This window comes from Candidatus Villigracilis proximus (assembly GCF_016717045.1).
GTDB classification, from domain to species: domain Bacteria; phylum Chloroflexota; class Anaerolineae; order Anaerolineales; family Villigracilaceae; genus Villigracilis; species Villigracilis proximus.
In genome coordinates, this window is the sequence record NZ_JADJUO010000016.1 from 19,413 (window position 1) to 34,798 (window position 15,386).

A 15,386-nucleotide genomic window follows, 5' to 3' on the forward strand; every position below is an offset into this window, starting at 1 on the left:
GACTGGTTTTTGGCCGGTCTCTCTTTTTTTCTCTATCGTATATTTCAAAATCGGGATGCTGATTGCTTCGCTCGCAGAAAATGCAGTTTTTTAATCAGCGTTTTCTGCGCGCGTAGCGATCTGCGTCCTATGTAAAAACTATCGGGAGGTAGTTTTTTTACTTTTCTTTTCTGCACTCGTCACACGGACATAAGGCTCTGAGATAATGCCAGTTAAAAATTCCATAGTCGTGGCCGTCTTCCCAGACGATGGTCAAGGCGTAGGAGCCGGTTGCGACGATGTTGGATAATCTTGTCGTTGAATTATCTTCTGTGATCTGTCTGGTGAAAATATCTGCGTCGGGTTCTGATTTCATGTTTTCGTGTCCGCCGCGGCAGGAGGCGCATGGACAGGCTGCGCGTAATAATCCGAAAGGATATACGCTGGTGTGTCCGTCGTTCCAGGTGACGGTAAATTCTTTTTGCTTTTGTTGGCGCTGACGCCGGTTGGTTTTTCAGACATGTGTTCTCCGAATGTTGTGGCTGTTTTAATTTGGATGGGGATGAGCCCTGTCTTTACAAAATTATGGCGCTGGTACAACTGCAAGGAAGTCAGCGGCGGCCCAGCCAGCGCGAGTTTCGTCATACGGCGCTACGAGATACCACCAGGTGTATCCGTCTATGGTTTGTGGGCCGTCTTTGACGAGAAATACTTCTGCTTCTTCGCCGCGGAAGACGGTCTCGCCGTTCAGCCCTGCGGCAGAGCGGATGCGTAATCCTTCGCCCTCGGTGCCGGTGATCTGGACATAGGCGTTAATGCCGAGTGTGTTTGCCGCGAGTGTTGGGGTGACAAGATTGGGGTCGAAGGTGGGTACGGCGGTCACGTTGGGGGTATTTGTCGGGGCTGGGATCATGGTCAGGTCAGCGGGAGCAAACCCAACGTCAGGGGTGAAACGGGGAGAAGTCCAGCCGATGATGATGAGAGTGATCAGCAGCAGGAGGCTGGCAAATCCGATTGCGCCGAAGATCACCCAGCGATTGAGATATGATTTTATGTCCATGGTTATTGTTTGTTTTTTAATAAATGATGGGCGTCTGTTGGCATGAGAATTTTTAAAGCTCGATGCTTGATGGTCATATCCACATGATGGCCGCTGAGCGCGGGGTCGCCGTCCACTTGAACCGAGAAGGGCGCATCTGATTCAACCCGCGCTGTGCGGAATGGCAAACAGCGCGCCTGATCTGAGGTGAGGTGACGACCGGCAACGAGATCAAAGAAGTGCCGCAGGGCATCGGCTACGTTGTTGCCGCTCAGAAGCCACATGTCCATTTCGTTGTCATCGAGCAGGGCATTGGGTGAGAGCAGAGACATACCGCCGGCGTAGTGACGGATGTTGGTGGCAACAGCCACAAGATAATGACCTTCCACCAGTTGACCGTCTGTCCACACACGCAGGTCAAGGCCATGCCAGAAGGTGGCTTCCCAAACCGTGGTGGCGAAAAAATGCGGAACGGAAATATGTTTGAAGAAGCGGTGACGAGGCTCTATTTTATTAATGGCTTGCGCATCCAACCCGACACCTGCCCACAATAAAAATGGCTGGTCATTGCACATGCCTACATCCACTTGCTGCGGTTCGACATTTGCCAGTAAAGCGGCATTCTCGCGTAAAGCCCCCCAATTAAAGATACTGAAAGGTTTTTGTCCCTGTTCGAGCGCCCAGACATTGGTTGTGCCGGCGGGGAGTACGGCCAGTGCGGTTTCTGAGTCTATTAATCCGCTGGCGACCTGGCCCATGGTTCCGTCGCCGCCGATGGCGAAGACCGCATCATATTTTTCTGCTGCGGCTTGATGTGCGGTTTGTGTGGCGTGGGTGCCGCTTAAGGTTTCGGCGATCTCCATGCTCCAGCCCGCTTCTTTAAGCGGATGAATGATGCCGCGCACAAACTGTCTCACGGGGTAACGTCCGGCTGCCGGATTGTAGAGTAAAAGTCCCTTTCGCATAAAGGTGATTATACCTGAGGGGATTCGTGATGCGTGATTTGCAAAACGTAAAAAGCGTATGGGTGGGCATTTCATTTATTTCCTAATGATATAATCTTCTTCAATGGAAGAAGGAGCGCTTCTCAACAATCGTTATCAATTACTTGAAAAACTCGGCTCCGGGGGGATGGCAGATGTCTTTCGCGCTCGCGATCCTGTATTGGATCGCATTGTTGCCATTAAGGTTTTGCGAAAAGATTATTCAAGCAACCCTGATTTTCAAAGTAATTTTCGCATGGAAGCGCGTGCCGCTGCGAATCTTTCGCACCCCAACATTGTCACCGTGCATGATTTTGGATTCGCAGATAATCTGCTTTTCATCGTTATGGAATTTATTCCCGGTAAAGACCTCAAGCAGTTGATCCGTGAACGTGGGCGGTTTACTGTAGAGGCAGGCATTCCGCTGATTATTCAGGCCTGCGCCGGGTTGGGCTATGCCCATCGTGCGGGTCTGGTCCATTGTGATGTTAAACCACATAACATGCTTGTCTCGCCTGATGGCCGACTCAAAGTGACCGACTTTGGCATTGCGCGCGCGCTTGCCACCATTGCCATTGGTGAACGCAATGATATTGTTTGGGGCTCACCGCTTTACTTTGCGCCCGAACAGGCTCAAGGGTGAAGCGCCTTCTCCCGCGTCTGATGTCTATTCCATTGGCGTGGTCATGTATGAATTATTATGCGGCACACCTCCATTTACAGCCTCAACTGCGGACGAATTGGCACGCCTGCACATCTCCGCACGCCCGATCCCGATCCGCGAATACATTCCAGATATCCCTACTGCGCTGGAAGAAATCATCATGAAGGTACTTTCCAAGGAACCCGCCGCGCGTTATCGCACCGCAGATCAACTTGGCCGTGTCCTTCAAAAATTTGGCACGCAGCGTGATGCGCCCGTTCCCGTCATTGCTCCGGCTCCAGCCGCGCCTGCGCCAGTTGTTGCCCTCTCGCCTGAAATCGCAGATAGACTTCTTGCCAAAGACAAACCACAACCTCCCAGACAGGAATCTGCTCCTGTGCCGCGTTACACTCAACCGTACACAGCGCCTCTGGACTCACCCGAGCCTGTTTCTGTCTTCGAGGAAATTGACTGGATCACTGTGGGACTCAGCCTGTTTATGCTCCTGGCTGTTGGCGGCCTGATTCCATTTTGGATCATGGTTTATTTTGCGTATAATCCCTAATTCACTACATGAATAAATTTCTGATCGCTCCCTCTATTATCGCCTCAGATTTTACCCGCCTGGCTGATGAAATTGCCGCCACTGAATCCGCCGGCGCCGATTGGCTCCACATGGATGTGATGGACGGACATTTCGTGCCGACCATCACCATTGGCCCGCTGTTTGTGGAAGCCTGCAAACGAGTCACCAAACTTCCGCTTGACGTACATTTAATGATTTCCAATCCTGACCAATATTTGGAAGTATTTGCCAAAGCGTGTGCGAACAATATTACAGTTCATGTAGAGACCTGCCCCAATCTGTTGGAAACCATTGCGAAAATAAAATCCCTCGGCTGTAAAGCTGGTGTCACATTAAACCCGCTGACGCCTGCTTCCGCTCTGGATGAAGTTTTGCCAATCGTTGATCTTGTTTTGGTGATGAGCGTTACCCCGGGTTATTCAGGTCAGGTCTTTATGCCTGAAATGATCGGCAAAGTGGAAGAGATCCGCAATAAGTTAAACGCGCTGCGCTCACAAGCCTGGCTGGAAGTGGATGGCGGCATTACCGCCGACACACTTCCGCTAATGTATAAAGTTGGCGCGAATGTTTTTGTGGCCGGCAACGCTGCTTTCAAACATCCGCAGGGTGTAGCGGGCGGGGTGAGAGCCTTGCGTGAGTCTGTTGCGTAGTTTTAAAACAAAAATCACGGCTCGCGCCGTGACCTTTGATGTGAAGAAAAAACAAACCTTAATTCGCAGATTTGCCGAGTGTTTTGATGCACTTAGCGCACAACGTCTTCTTGACCAAGCGTCCTTTTTCCATCACCGAAACCTTTTGCAGGTTTGGTTTAAACGTACGATTGGTGGCACGTTGAGAGAATGAACGGTTGTGACCGAAGGTGGTTGCTTTTCCACAAGTGTTACATTTAGCCATGGTAGTATCCTTTCAATACAATGATTCCGAGAGCTCGTCCCGAGCTTGTCGAAGGGTAAACCTCTTTTCAAAGGCACGGGATTTTACCATATAACGCAACCTTATTCAAGATAAGATGTTAAAATAGAAACACGAAAGAATTCTTGGGGTAGAAAACCCCAAAAGAGGAAAATTATGGGCGAAGACACAACTACTTTGGGCGGGATTCACATCTCGCCAAATGCGGTGGCTACGATTGCATATTATGCCACCCTGGAATCATATGGCGTCGTTGGACTCGCGCCGAAAAACCTGACCGATGGGATCGTATCCACCATCACCCGTGAACCTTCACGCGGAATCACAGTCCGCTATAAGGGTGAGGACATTGATATTGATATCAACGTCATTGTCGAGTACGGAACGCGCATTAATTCGGTGGCCCAGAGTGTAGGGAATACCGTGCGTTTTCATGTTGAAAAAGCGCTTGGATTGCGCGTTAACTCCGTCAATGTGCATGTAGCGGGACTGCGCATTAGCGATACAGATTAGGAGCAGAGAAATCTTATGGGTGTGGATCTCGCACGTGTTGAGAAATTTCGAAGAATGCCAATTGACGGCCAATCGCTTAAGCGTCTCATTGACGCCGGGCTGACCTGGCTGCGTACCAATCAACAGATTGTTAATGCGTTGAATGTTTTCCCTGTTCCCGATGGAGATACAGGCACCAATATGGTGTTGACTCTGCAAGCCGCCTGGAATGAGGTTAAAGATTCTGGTGTGCACAATTTGAGTGATATGGCCGCGATGGTTTCCAAGGGCGCATTAATGGGCGCGCGTGGAAATTCAGGTGTGATCACCAGCCAGATCCTACGCGGATTTTCGCGTGGTGTGCATGAGAAGGCCACGTTGGATAAAGAGGCTTTGGTCAAGGCATTTGGCGAAGCGCGCGATACCGCCTATAAAGGAGTCGTCCGCCCGGTGGAAGGGACGATCTTAACCGTCATCAAGGAAGTTGCCATCGCAACAGAGGCAGCTTTAGGGTCCGCGAAAGATGCGATAGAGATTCTCGAAGTGGCGGTCAAAGCCGCGGACGAGGCAGTCAAACGGACGCCGGAACTGCTTCCAGTCCTCAAACAGGCAGGTGTGGTTGATTCAGGCGGCAAAGGATTATTCTTCATCCTCGAAGGAATGCTGCGCCATGTGTATGGCGAATCTTTGGAAACGCCGACCATGAGCGTGCAGTCGCTTTCTGCGATGAATTTTCAAGACGCGATGGAAGAAGTGGAAGAGGGGCAGGACTACGAGATCGTCGTGGATTTTGTGCCGACCGGTGAATTGGATTTGATTTCGTTCTATGGACGGCTTGAAGAAATGGGCACGTCGATTCAGGTGGGTGAGGGCGAAGGTATGTATCGCATGCACATCCATGTGCCGACCGAGAAGCGTTATGAGCCGATCGATTACGTTATGGGCATTGGCACGGTGACCAAAGTTGCGATTGAAAATCTGCTCGCGCAAATGGATGATATTCAGAAAGCGTCCAAGCTGCAATTTGCAACAGTCGAGCCGGGACAGATCGCCGTGGTGGTGGTTTCTCCGGGTACAGGCTTGAGCCGTATTTTTGCAAGTTTGGGTGTAGCGGCGATTGTCCCCGGCGGCCAGACGATGAATCCATCCACTCAGGATATTTTGAACTCATTTGAGAATCTGCCGACTGATAAGGTCATCATTCTGCCGAATAATAAAAATATTATCCTTGCGGCCAATCAGGCGAAGGAAGTAACTGTGAAGCAGGTGGCTGTTGTGCCAACACGCAATGTTCCGCAAGGACTTGCCGCCATGCTTTCCCTGATCCCGGATGGTGAACTGGAAGCGGTGGCCGAGAAAATGACGAAGGCCATGTCGAATGTAAAGACAGGCGAGATCACCGTCGCCACACGTACTGTGGATATTGACGGTGTGAGCGTGAAGGATGGTCAGGTCATTGCTCTGCTGGATGGCAAGCTGGTGGTTTCGGCTGAGTCAGTAGAGCAGGGTGTGATGGAATTGCTTGAAAAAGCGAACGCGGCTGAGAGCGAATTGGTCACGCTTTTCTATGGCGAAGGAATGACTCACGCAGAAGCGAATCGCATCAAAGATGTGGTCGGTAAAAAATATTCACATCTCGAAATTGAAGTGCAGGAAGGCGGACAGCCTCACTATCAATTTGTGATCTCGATAGAATAAAGATATTAAAAGAGACGGCTGCCGAAAGGCGCCGTCTCTTTTTTGTTGCCACAAATTATTTTGTTCTGTGGCTCGTTCTGATCAACCCATAAATCCCTTTTACCAACTCAACACCTGCCACGATGATGACAATAATTAAAGAAATAGAGAAGGAGAGTTCGAAGATTCGCATCAGTAGTTCGCCATTGACTGAACTTTCGGGAAAGTTCTTGAAAGAATCCGCCGTGAAGCCGGCGATACCTGGTGTGCGCAGGATGATGACGGTCAATGCGATGCTGACCGCTTCGATCAGGATCTTTGCAATGCGGGCGATGGGAGTCCACAACGCATTACGCAGCAGGTAAATATCCAACACGATCTCAGCAAAGAAGATGGCGTTGATCCACGGCAGGAACTTGAAGAATGCATTCGAGAACATGGGGATGAAGAATTGCTCGCCTTCTGTGAAGATGAAGGCGCCCAAAATCTCAGGGTACAAATTCAACAAGGCAAGCCCAAGGAATGTGAAGATGATTTCCGCGATCAACTCGCCACGCTTCACCGAGTCGGGGTCAGGCTCCTTCGCGAGAGATGTAGGATCCCATTCATCATCTGTTTTCAAATCTGCAATTTGTGAGTCGGGCAGGACCCGTTCTAAAATGGCAAAGACCAGCACAATGTGACCAAAAGCCGTAATCACGGCAGAGACGATTCCGGCCAATCCTTTGCCGATAATGCTCACAAATTCCATACCCATGAATGGAGTATCTGTCACAGCGCGGATGCCCATCAAGATCAACAGTACTGTAACAAGCACAGTGGTAACGATCTTCAACACCATCAGGAAGGTCGGGAACAGACGCGGTCCGATCAAATATGGTTGTGAGTTGTAGGTGGCAGCCACTTGTTGAGGTGAGCCATATTCCTTCAGCAGCGCAATCTCCATCGCTTCATCGCGCAAGCGTCCCGTAGTGGAGACGCGGTCTTCCAGCATGTCTTCCAATGTGGAACGTAATTCCTTTTCAATATCCTCACGCCCTTTCAAGAGCGGCAGGTTCTTTCCAACTTCTGTAACATAACGATCAATTAAGTTCATTGTGATTCTCCTTTCTATTTCAATAAGCCATTCATCACAGACACAATACCGGCCCATTCCTTTTTTTAACTTGGGCAGTAATTTCTTTCCTTCCGCGCTGATGATGTAATACCTGCGCGGACGTGCCTCTTCGAGTTTCCAAACTGATTCCAACAATCCCTGCGTTTCCAGCCGCCGCAGCAGCGGATATAACGTTCCCTGATCCACTTCCAGCCCTTGATCTGAAAGCAACTTAAGCAGGGAGTACCCATACTGCTCGCCACTCAATTGGCTGAGCACTGCCAGCACGATCACGCCGCGCCGCAGTTCAAGGACAACATTATCGAGCGATTCACTGTTTGTCATATATTTACCTTTATCGCATGATACTGTGTGTTGTACAGTATGTCAAGAGGAAGATGAGACGGAAACCTTTTGTATAGCTCGTGTGTTAAACTCGGAAAAGGTAAACTATGAAAATTGGCATTGTGACAGACTCCACCTCAGACCTCCCCGCATATCTGGTTGAAGAACATCAGATTCAAGTTGTCCCTACGATTTTAGTTTTAGAGGGAAAGGAATATTCAGACGGAATCGGAATCACGCGCGAGGAATTTTATACACGCCTGCCCTCGTTTCAAACTCCGCCGACAACTGCTGCGCCTTCGATCGGAGATTTCACCGCCCCGTATGAGACTCTGCTCTCGCAAGGCTGTGACCATATCATCTCGATTCACTCCGCGAGTCAACTCACCACCATCGTCAATGTGGCACGTCAGGCTGCGAATGAGTTTCCTGATAAAGTCACCTGCATTGACAGCGGATCGCTTTCACTGGGACTTGGCTTTCAAGTGTTGGCCGCCGCCGAAGAATCAGAATATGGTTTGCAATCTGTGTTGAATGCGATCGTCTCAACACGCAAACGGTTGCAAGTCACCGCTGCGTTGGATACGATGGAATATCTCAAACGTAGCGGACGAGTCCCCGGCGCAGTTGCCACGCTCGGCGGATTACTCTCTATAAAACCGATGATCGAATTAATAGATGGGGAAGTCAAGCCGATCGGCGCAGTCCGCACGACCAGCCAGGCCGACGAACGTATTTTGAGTTTGTTGCTCAAGCAAGGTGAACTTCAACGCCTTGCCATTATGCACACCAATGCTGAACTGCGTGCCAAAAAATTACTCGACGAAATGATGTCCCGTGTACGCCAATCTGTGCCGAGAGATATTCTTTTTGTGAATGTCACCGCAGTCATCGGCACGCATCTCGGCCCGAATGGGATTGGCTTCGCGGCTGTTAAAAATAATCTTTAAAACATTCGCCACGGATTTCACGAATGAACACGGATTTTTTAATCCATCCGTGAAAATTGGTGCAGTCCGTGGTAAGTTTTTAATTTTGGGAAAATAGTTTATTTTCATCACCCGACACATTTTTTGGACGCTGATAAACGCAGATGAACGCAGATTTTTTTAAAACGTGAGCAAAAAGTTTTTATCAGCGTTTTCAGCGTTCATCTGCGTCCTATTTTAAAACTGTCAGGTGGCTAGTTTTTATTCCACAATTACTTCCTGTATTATTGCTTTTGATTTCCAAAACAAAGTCACTGCAATTGCAATTACCAAAACAATGGTTACAGCCAGCCCGCCTTCGGGGCCGAATGCTCCGCCTGTCAGCCAGTCTGCGCCGGTTTCTTTCAGGTTGAGCAATGTGCCGCCGCCTGCATTTGTGCCGCTGACTTCGAAGCCGAAGAAGTTTCCCTGCACCCAATTCCAGACGCTGTGCAAGGCGCTGATGCCCCACATCGAACCTTCACGCATGGCGTATAAACCGGCAAAGACGCCAAATAAAGCAAGGTTGATCAGGGCGATAACACTCAAGCCGGGATTAAGTCCATGCAGGAGGGCGAAGATCAAGGATGAGACGAGGAGTCCGATCCACGGTTTGTAGCGTGCGCCGATGACAGGCAAGACCCAGCCGCGAATGAGGACTTCTTCCGCGCCGCCTTGTACGATCCAGCCGAGCAGGACGATAATGACGCCGCCGAGTGCGGCAAATCCTTGTTGCGTTGGGTCACCTTGTTCAAAGACTACGCCGCCAGTGACCGCGAGAATTGCAACCGCGCCGCCGAACATCAATGCGCCGGCTAAAAACCCACGGCCGTATTGCATCAGGGCGTTTTTGGCTTCATAACCCAGGGTCCAGAAGGGACGTTTTTCGAAGAACTTAAGCCATGCCCAAAGGATGGCGTAGACCAGAACAAAAGACAAAATTAATTGCAAACTCATCCAAAAGCCGGCTTCCAGTGGGGGACGCCTTTCATGGAAATGCCGGTTTCGGTAAACCCATAAATTGATCCCATGATAATTACCAGAGGAATGACTCCGAGTTGAGCGAAAAGCGCAAATAAAAATGAGAGCGGAATGACCACCGCGATGTGAGGTCAGGCGCTGTCCCTGACGTGCCAGATCAAATAACCTGCTTTTTGTAAACCATTCCATAGTTGTATATCTCCTTTGGGATTAATACGTTGATAATAGCAAATTGTTGCGCCTTTCACAACCTGCCCCATGATAAAATTGACCCTATGCAACCATCCCTGGAAAAACTTAGAAAATTCTTTCGTCTCGAACACGAAAACAAATACGATAATACAGCCATCATTGGCGGACTTGCCAAGATGCTCGACTTTTGGGAAGGCGAAGCGCGCGCTGATGGTGTTGCCGAGGAAGTGATTCAGGCTGTTGTGGCGCGTTTGCGTTCCTATGAAAAGATCAGCCCTGATGGACGGGCTGAGTCGCTTAAGGGCTTGTGGAAACGTATCGGTGAGACCTATCCTGAAGCAGGGCAAAAACCAAAAGCGCAGACTCCGCCCGTAGTGGGCAACCAGCCTCCCCGTCCGCCCCGACCCGCGCCGGATGCGACGCCAAATGCTGAAGCATCTGAGTCGCCGCGTCCGCAGCAACAGCAGAAGCAAAATCCTCCTCAACAACAAGCGCAGCAAAAACCGCGTCAGGCCGCGCCTTCACGTTCTGACGTGGTGCCCGGTGCGAAGACCAGCCAGACTCCGGCGGCTTTAAATGCGGAGCTTACTGTGCTTCAAGGTGTGGGGCCAAGACACGCTGAAACGCTTTCCAGTTTGGGCATGAATAATCTCGGCGATATGTTGTATTACTTCCCGCGCCGTTATGAAGATTACAGTCAACTCAAACCGATCAAAGCGCTTTTTTATAATGATGTTGTGACCGTGCTGGGCACAATTCAAACGGTTCATAATCGCCCGATCCGCGGTGGGAAATCTTCGATCATTGAAGTTGTCATCAGTGATGGCACGGGATCATTGCGCATTTCATTTTTTAATCAGCCGTGGCTTGCGAATCGATTTAAGCAGGGTGATGCGATTGCGGTCTCCGGCAAGGTTGATCAATATCTTGGCCGCCTCGTGATGAACAGCCCCGATTGGGAGCCGGTTGAAGTTGAAAATTTACACACTGCGCGCATTGTGCCGATCTATGCGTTGACCGAAAAGATCACGCAAAAAGGGCTGCGCGGAATTATGAATCAAGTGGTTTCGCACTGGGCGCCTGCCGTGGTAGATGCGCTGCCTGATACGGTGCGTTTCGCGGCGCGGCTTGTTTCGCTTGGCGAAGCGTTGATGCAGGTTCATTTCCCTGTTTCGCAGGATCGACTCAAAGCGGCGCGTGAACGGCTTGGCTTCGACGAAATTTTTTATTTACAAATGGGAGTGCTGCGCCAGAAGCGGGATTGGAAATCTGTAGACGGCCGCCGCTTCACCGTCTCGACCGAGTGGCTGGATGCCCGTTTAACCAGTTTGCCCTTCGCTCTAACAGCTGCCCAGCAAAAATCGCTCGAAGAGATTCGTGCCGACTTAGACTCTGGCAAGCCAATGAACAGACTCGTGCAAGGCGATGTCGGTTCGGGTAAGACTGTTGTGGCTGCGTTGGGTGCGGCGATTGTTGTCAGTGGGGGAGCGCAGGCTGCGATCATGGCACCGACTTCCATTTTGGCTGAACAGCATTATCGTAACTTTACTCGTCTGCTGGCGGGCGAAGGCGGAATGCTGCAAGAGAGTGAGATCCGCTTGTTGGTGGGCAGCACGCCCGATATTCGCAAGGAAGAAATTCGTCAGGGCTTGCATGATGGCACTGTGAAACTGGTGATCGGTACACATGCAGTGATCGAGCCGGACGTTTTATTTAAAGATTTGCAATTTATCGTGATCGATGAACAACATCGCTTCGGTGTGGAACAGCGCAAGGAACTTCGCAGCAAGGGCACCAATCCGCATTTGCTGGTGATGACTGCGACTCCTATTCCGCGCTCACTGGCGTTGACTGTTTTTGGCGACCTCGATATTTCCGTGATCGACGAAATGCCTGTCGGGCGTCAACCGATCAACACCTATGTGCTTCGTCCGCAGGAACGCGAGCGCGCATTTACGCTCATCCGTGGGCAGATCAAAGATGGCAAGCAGGCTTTTATTGTCTATCCGCTGATCGATGAAAGCGAGAAGATCGAAGCCCGCGCCGCTGTGGATGATTTTGAAACACTCTCCAAGGAAATTTTCCCCGACCTCAAAGTTGGCCTTTTGCATGGACGTATGAAGCCCGCTGAAAAAGATGAAGTGATGATGAAGTTCCGTGACCGCGAGTATGACATTCTTGTTTCAACCACAGTCGTTGAAGTAGGCGTGGACGTGCCAAATTCGACTGTGATGTTGATCGAAGGCGCCGACCGTTTTGGTCTTGCCCAGCTCCATCAATTGCGCGGACGTGTTGGCCGCGGTGCGGATCAATCGTATTGTTTGCTGATCCCAACCCATGAAGATGCGGCTGAAAATGAAAGATTACAAGCCATGTCACAAACGAACAGCGGTTTTGAATTGGCAGACCTCGACCTTAAGACTCGCGGTCCTGGCGAATTTTTGGGCACGCGTCAGGCTGGTTTTGCTTCCACTTTGAAGATGGCGAGCATTACTGATGTGCTTTTGATCGAAAAAGCACGCACACAGGCGCAAGTCTTGTTTGAGCGTGATCCATATCTACAACTACCCGAACATGCCTTGCTTGCAGAAGCCTTTGAAAGATTCTGGGGCGAAGGCAAGGGCGATGTATCTTAAACACAAAGGACACGAAGTTTCTAAGGCTTCCAACCCTGGCGACTCTCGTGGTTAAAGGTTCTCAAAAAAATGGTTAGAGCATTATTTCCCGGCACGTTTGACCCGATCCATCTTGGCCACATTGATATCGCATCGCGTGCATCACGGCTCTTTGATGAAGTTGTGATGGCTGTGTATGATAAGCCTTTAAAGAGCTTGATGTTTTCACCCGAACAACGAATTTCTCTGGTTCAGGAAGCCTTTAAGGATAATCCCAAGATCAAGGTCACGGGTTACAGCGGTTTGACCGTTGACTTTGCCCATAAAGTGGATGCACAGGTGGTGGTGCGCGGCTTGCGTGTATTCTCTGATTTTGAATTTGAATTCCGCATGGCGCTGGCGAATCAACGCCTTGCCAAAGATATTGAAACTGTTGCGCTTATCACAGCTGAACAGCATACATTCTTATCCTCGTCCACGGTGCGCGAAATTGCCATGCTGAATGGCGATGTCTCCAGCATGGTCCCGCCGCATGTAAAGGCGGCTTTGCATGCCAAGGTAATTAACATGGGAGAGCAATCTCCGCCCAATGCGCTTCGTGATTAATTTGTGCTAGAATTGGCCTTAAGTAAAATATTCAAATTGCGGACTTCAATCCGCGATACAAAGCAGACTAAAGTCTGCAATCCCTTTACACAACGAGTACTCTATGGATATCCTGCAACTCATCGATCGACTGGAAGAACTCTTTAACTCAGCCAAGGCTGTGCCATTTACGCATAATGTTGTCGTGGATGAGGATCGCATGTTGGAATTAATTGACCAGATGCGCATCGCCATTCCCGAAGAAGTGAAGAAGGCGCAGCAAGTGATGGCGCAGCGTGACCGTGTGATGGCGCAGGCACAGGAAGAAGCCAACCGTACTTTGCAGCTTTCGCGTGATAAAGCCGAGCAAATGGTGCAAAAAGATATGATCGTGCAGGAAGCCCAGCGCCGTGCAGATCAGATCATCAATCAGGCGCGCAATGAAGCTGAAGCCACCCGTGTTGATGCGGATAATTATGTGGTGGACACACTTATGCAGTTACAGGATCAAATTTCCAAGTTGAGTGGTCAGGTTGGCAATGGCATTCGTATGGTGCAGGAAGACCAAATGCGAAAGGCCTCGGCTTCCGGAACTTCTGAGCACGAATAACAATAAAAGTAAAATCCCGTCACTTGTTAGTGACGGGATTTTTTTATTTAACTTATCATGCTTTTATCCCAGTTTGAAACCTGTTACAAAAAAAATGGTTGCCAGCAGGAGCAGGCTTGAGAAAACTCTCAAAATAGTTTCTTTTGAAAATAGTGGATGGCCGGTTTTGAAGAAGGATAGTATGAGTCCGCCGAGGCCGATCAAGGCGCCGCCGATGCCTACCAGGGCGAAGGCAGGTTTCATGATTCCCTGTGCAGAGAGGAGGATGGGCAGCAGGAAAATGGTCACACCTGATATGCCATGTACAATGGCGATTGTGATGGTTGGAAGTTTATTCTGCATGGGGATCGCGCGGGTTAATGTCACAGCGGCGAAACCGATGATGGAGAAGATCAGGTATAGGGTCCGATAAGATGCGAGATGTTCCCAGATCAGTCCCAATGAAAGGGCGAGTGGAATGATCGTTGAGACGATGACCACGATGGGCGAGTCCAAAACATCGAATCCGAGAATGATAAGGAGCAGCCCTGCGAGGAGTAAAACTCCAAAGGCGATGGTGTAAGCGATAATCGGTTCAGTGGAAAGATTGTCAATGCCGACCACGATCTGATAGGCGGCAAGGAAAACGGTAAAGAGTAACAGGAGACGGTCGAGCGTGGTCATCTTCATTTTTAAAATGCTTTCATTGCCAGAATGATCATGGATGAGAGCATATAGAGTGAAGCGTATTTAAATAACCCAAAATTCGCGCGCTCAGACTTGACTTGAAAAGTTGCAAAGGCCAGCAGTAATAAGCCTGCGGTGAGCACAGCGATAAGACGTAAATAGCCTGCGCTGATGCCGATCAACATACTTGCCCAGCCGATGGCAAGCGCGGCGAGAATGGATGAGACGGTGATCGTGGCGCGTGTGAATGTGTCGCCGTAGGTGGATGGAAAAGTGGGAATGCCGGCGTTGCCGTAATCTTCGCGGAATTTGATCGAGAAGGTTAAGGTGTGGGTGGGGATCCAGAAAAGGATGGCGAGTGTGAGTAGGATGCCGACCAGGTCAATGTGACCGGTGGCAAGGACGCGTCCGGCGAGGATGGGCATGGCGCCCGAGATGCCGCCCCAGACGATGCTCCACGCGGTGCGGCGTTTTAGCCAAAGGGTGTAAATAACTACATCGAAGAACCAGCCGGCGAAGACGACAAGACCATAAAGAGGCGCGATGATGAATGCCCAGCCCATGCCAAGAATCGAAATTACCATACCCACCATGAATACTTCGTTATGATTTAACTCGCCTGATGCAGCCGAACGTTTGTGTGTACGCTTCATTTTCGCGTCGATGTCACGGTCATACCACATGTTCATGATGGTTGAGCCGCTGATGGCAAAGAACAGACTGAAGGACATACCGAGCAAGGTCAACAGACCGATGGGAGTGCCCGCGCTGAGATAGCCTGCAATGCCTGTGGCGAGGAGCAAGCCGGTCTGTGAGGATTTAATGAGCGGCCAGTAAAGTTTAATTTTCGACTTTTGATTTACGATGGGCGATTGAACGGACATGAAGGGCTCCTGAAAGATATATGCAGGTAAATACGGAAATCGGTTGAGAGGTGATGAAAGTTCTATATTTACAGTTCGCAAGTATACCTGTCTATCTGTGTACCTGTCTACTTTCCTGCTGGTCTCTCACATA

The 15,386-nt window shown here is 50.0% G+C and carries 17 protein-coding genes and 1 pseudogene; 9 read left to right on the top strand and 9 right to left on the bottom strand.

From position 1 onward, the window contains the following. Positions 1-157: 157 nt before the first annotated feature. From IPL71_RS16495 to IPL71_RS16510, 4 genes and pseudogenes are all read right to left on the bottom strand, one after another. Positions 158-415, bottom strand: a pseudogene (locus tag IPL71_RS16495) (gamma-butyrobetaine hydroxylase-like domain-containing protein); the annotation flags it as partial. Then, positions 352-501 (bottom strand): hypothetical protein, encoded by a 150-nt coding sequence (locus IPL71_RS16500; protein ID WP_345323515.1) that lies wholly within the window; start codon positions 499-501, stop codon positions 352-354. The pseudogene IPL71_RS16495 and the gene IPL71_RS16500, both read right to left, overlap by 64 nt. A gap of 61 nt (positions 502-562) precedes the next feature. Continuing rightward, entirely contained in the window at positions 563-1,039 is a 477-nt protein-coding gene (locus IPL71_RS16505; protein WP_345323516.1) for a hypothetical protein, read from the bottom strand. A gap of 2 nt (positions 1,040-1,041) precedes the next feature. Continuing rightward, the gene (locus IPL71_RS16510; protein ID WP_345323518.1) at positions 1,042-1,983 is read right to left on the bottom strand and encodes a diacylglycerol/lipid kinase family protein; all 942 of its coding nucleotides are present in this window, start codon (positions 1,981-1,983) and stop codon (positions 1,042-1,044) included. 103 nt (positions 1,984-2,086) lie between these two features. Here IPL71_RS16510 and IPL71_RS16515 point away from each other — a divergent pair, with 103 nt between their 5' ends. From IPL71_RS16515 to rpe, 3 genes are read left to right on the top strand one after another with little or no spacing between them, the layout of a single operon-like run. Further along, positions 2,087-2,644 carry a protein kinase domain-containing protein gene (locus IPL71_RS16515; RefSeq protein ID WP_345323520.1) on the top strand — a complete coding sequence of 186 codons (558 nt, stop codon included), beginning with the start codon at positions 2,087-2,089 and terminating at the stop codon, positions 2,642-2,644. Beyond that, positions 2,589-3,209 (top strand): serine/threonine protein kinase, encoded by a 621-nt coding sequence (locus IPL71_RS16520; RefSeq protein ID WP_345323522.1) that lies wholly within the window; start codon positions 2,589-2,591, stop codon positions 3,207-3,209. Before IPL71_RS16515 ends, IPL71_RS16520 begins: the two co-directional genes overlap by 56 nt. A gap of 8 nt (positions 3,210-3,217) precedes the next feature. Continuing rightward, positions 3,218-3,880, top strand: coding sequence for a ribulose-phosphate 3-epimerase (gene rpe / locus IPL71_RS16525; RefSeq protein WP_345323524.1), 663 nt, complete (start codon positions 3,218-3,220; stop codon positions 3,878-3,880). Positions 3,881-3,938: 58 nt separating this feature from the next. Here the strand turns inward: rpe and rpmB are convergent, their stop codons facing one another. Further along, entirely contained in the window at positions 3,939-4,124 is a 186-nt protein-coding gene (gene rpmB, locus IPL71_RS16530) for a 50S ribosomal protein L28 (protein WP_345323526.1), read from the bottom strand. 174 nt (positions 4,125-4,298) lie between these two features. On the opposite strand from rpmB, the gene IPL71_RS16535 reads away from it, so the two are divergent. Together IPL71_RS16535 and fakA are read left to right on the top strand one after the other, a co-directional pair. Continuing rightward, positions 4,299-4,655, top strand: coding sequence for an Asp23/Gls24 family envelope stress response protein (locus IPL71_RS16535; RefSeq protein ID WP_345323527.1), 357 nt, complete (start codon positions 4,299-4,301; stop codon positions 4,653-4,655). 15 nt (positions 4,656-4,670) lie between these two features. Continuing rightward, the gene (fakA, locus tag IPL71_RS16540; protein WP_345323529.1) at positions 4,671-6,332 is read left to right on the top strand and encodes a fatty acid kinase ATP-binding subunit FakA; all 1,662 of its coding nucleotides are present in this window, start codon (positions 4,671-4,673) and stop codon (positions 6,330-6,332) included. 55 nt (positions 6,333-6,387) lie between these two features. Here the strand turns inward: fakA and IPL71_RS16545 are convergent, their stop codons facing one another. Further along, entirely contained in the window at positions 6,388-7,752 is a 1,365-nt protein-coding gene (locus tag IPL71_RS16545) for a helix-turn-helix transcriptional regulator (protein WP_345323531.1), read from the bottom strand. Between the two features lie 107 nt (positions 7,753-7,859). On the opposite strand from IPL71_RS16545, the gene IPL71_RS16550 reads away from it, so the two are divergent. Beyond that, a complete protein-coding gene (locus IPL71_RS16550; RefSeq protein WP_345323533.1) occupies positions 7,860-8,702 on the top strand; it encodes a DegV family protein in 843 nt (280 codons plus the stop codon). A gap of 240 nt (positions 8,703-8,942) precedes the next feature. Here the strand turns inward: IPL71_RS16550 and IPL71_RS16555 are convergent, their stop codons facing one another. After that, positions 8,943-9,890 carry a CPBP family intramembrane glutamic endopeptidase gene (locus IPL71_RS16555; protein ID WP_345323535.1) on the bottom strand — a complete coding sequence of 316 codons (948 nt, stop codon included), beginning with the start codon at positions 9,888-9,890 and terminating at the stop codon, positions 8,943-8,945. 86 nt (positions 9,891-9,976) lie between these two features. Between IPL71_RS16555 and recG the strand changes: the two genes are divergently transcribed. The 3 genes from recG (at position 9,977) to IPL71_RS16570 (ending at position 13,703) form a co-directional block, all read left to right on the top strand. Then, entirely contained in the window at positions 9,977-12,529 is a 2,553-nt protein-coding gene (recG, locus tag IPL71_RS16560) for an ATP-dependent DNA helicase RecG (RefSeq protein ID WP_345323537.1), read from the top strand. Positions 12,530-12,598: 69 nt separating this feature from the next. After that, positions 12,599-13,114 carry a pantetheine-phosphate adenylyltransferase gene (coaD, locus tag IPL71_RS16565; RefSeq protein WP_345323539.1) on the top strand — a complete coding sequence of 172 codons (516 nt, stop codon included), beginning with the start codon at positions 12,599-12,601 and terminating at the stop codon, positions 13,112-13,114. A gap of 103 nt (positions 13,115-13,217) precedes the next feature. After that, complete coding sequence (locus IPL71_RS16570) at positions 13,218-13,703, top strand: ATP synthase subunit B family protein (RefSeq protein WP_345323540.1); 486 nt, start codon at positions 13,218-13,220, stop codon at positions 13,701-13,703. A gap of 63 nt (positions 13,704-13,766) precedes the next feature. On the opposite strand, the gene IPL71_RS16575 is transcribed toward IPL71_RS16570, so the two are convergent. Further along, positions 13,767-14,372, bottom strand: a complete 606-nt coding sequence (locus IPL71_RS16575; RefSeq protein WP_345323542.1) for a hypothetical protein — start codon at positions 14,370-14,372, stop codon at positions 13,767-13,769. A gap of 2 nt (positions 14,373-14,374) precedes the next feature. Beyond that, positions 14,375-15,253 carry a heme o synthase gene (cyoE, locus tag IPL71_RS16580; protein WP_345323544.1) on the bottom strand — a complete coding sequence of 293 codons (879 nt, stop codon included), beginning with the start codon at positions 15,251-15,253 and terminating at the stop codon, positions 14,375-14,377. Positions 15,254-15,386 lie beyond the last annotated feature (133 nt).

Bases quoted from the DNA above. Each gene is read 5' to 3' on its own strand.
- IPL71_RS16520 (WP_345323522.1), top strand. From the start codon at position 2,589: ATGATATTGTTTGGGGCTCACCGCTTTACTTTGCGCCCGAACAGGCTC.
- rpmB (WP_345323526.1), bottom strand. From the start codon at position 4,124: ATGGCTAAATGTAACACTTGTGGAAAAGCAACCACCTTCGGTCACAAC.
- rpe (WP_345323524.1), top strand. From the start codon at position 3,218: ATGAATAAATTTCTGATCGCTCCCTCTATTATCGCCTCAGATTTTACC.
- IPL71_RS16535 (WP_345323527.1), top strand. From the start codon at position 4,299: ATGGGCGAAGACACAACTACTTTGGGCGGGATTCACATCTCGCCAAAT.
- coaD (WP_345323539.1), top strand. From the start codon at position 12,599: ATGGTTAGAGCATTATTTCCCGGCACGTTTGACCCGATCCATCTTGGC.
- recG (WP_345323537.1), top strand. From the start codon at position 9,977: ATGCAACCATCCCTGGAAAAACTTAGAAAATTCTTTCGTCTCGAACAC.
- cyoE (WP_345323544.1), bottom strand. From the start codon at position 15,253: ATGTCCGTTCAATCGCCCATCGTAAATCAAAAGTCGAAAATTAAACTT.
- IPL71_RS16555 (WP_345323535.1), bottom strand. From the start codon at position 9,890: ATGGAATGGTTTACAAAAAGCAGGTTATTTGATCTGGCACGTCAGGGA.
- IPL71_RS16515 (WP_345323520.1), top strand. From the start codon at position 2,087: ATGGAAGAAGGAGCGCTTCTCAACAATCGTTATCAATTACTTGAAAAA.
- IPL71_RS16575 (WP_345323542.1), bottom strand. From the start codon at position 14,372: ATGAAGATGACCACGCTCGACCGTCTCCTGTTACTCTTTACCGTTTTC.
- IPL71_RS16545 (WP_345323531.1), bottom strand. From the start codon at position 7,752: ATGACAAACAGTGAATCGCTCGATAATGTTGTCCTTGAACTGCGGCGC.
- IPL71_RS16570 (WP_345323540.1), top strand. From the start codon at position 13,218: ATGGATATCCTGCAACTCATCGATCGACTGGAAGAACTCTTTAACTCA.
- IPL71_RS16500 (WP_345323515.1), bottom strand. From the start codon at position 501: ATGTCTGAAAAACCAACCGGCGTCAGCGCCAACAAAAGCAAAAAGAAT.
- fakA (WP_345323529.1), top strand. From the start codon at position 4,671: ATGGGTGTGGATCTCGCACGTGTTGAGAAATTTCGAAGAATGCCAATT.
- IPL71_RS16505 (WP_345323516.1), bottom strand. From the start codon at position 1,039: ATGGACATAAAATCATATCTCAATCGCTGGGTGATCTTCGGCGCAATC.
- IPL71_RS16550 (WP_345323533.1), top strand. From the start codon at position 7,860: ATGAAAATTGGCATTGTGACAGACTCCACCTCAGACCTCCCCGCATAT.
- IPL71_RS16510 (WP_345323518.1), bottom strand. From the start codon at position 1,983: ATGCGAAAGGGACTTTTACTCTACAATCCGGCAGCCGGACGTTACCCC.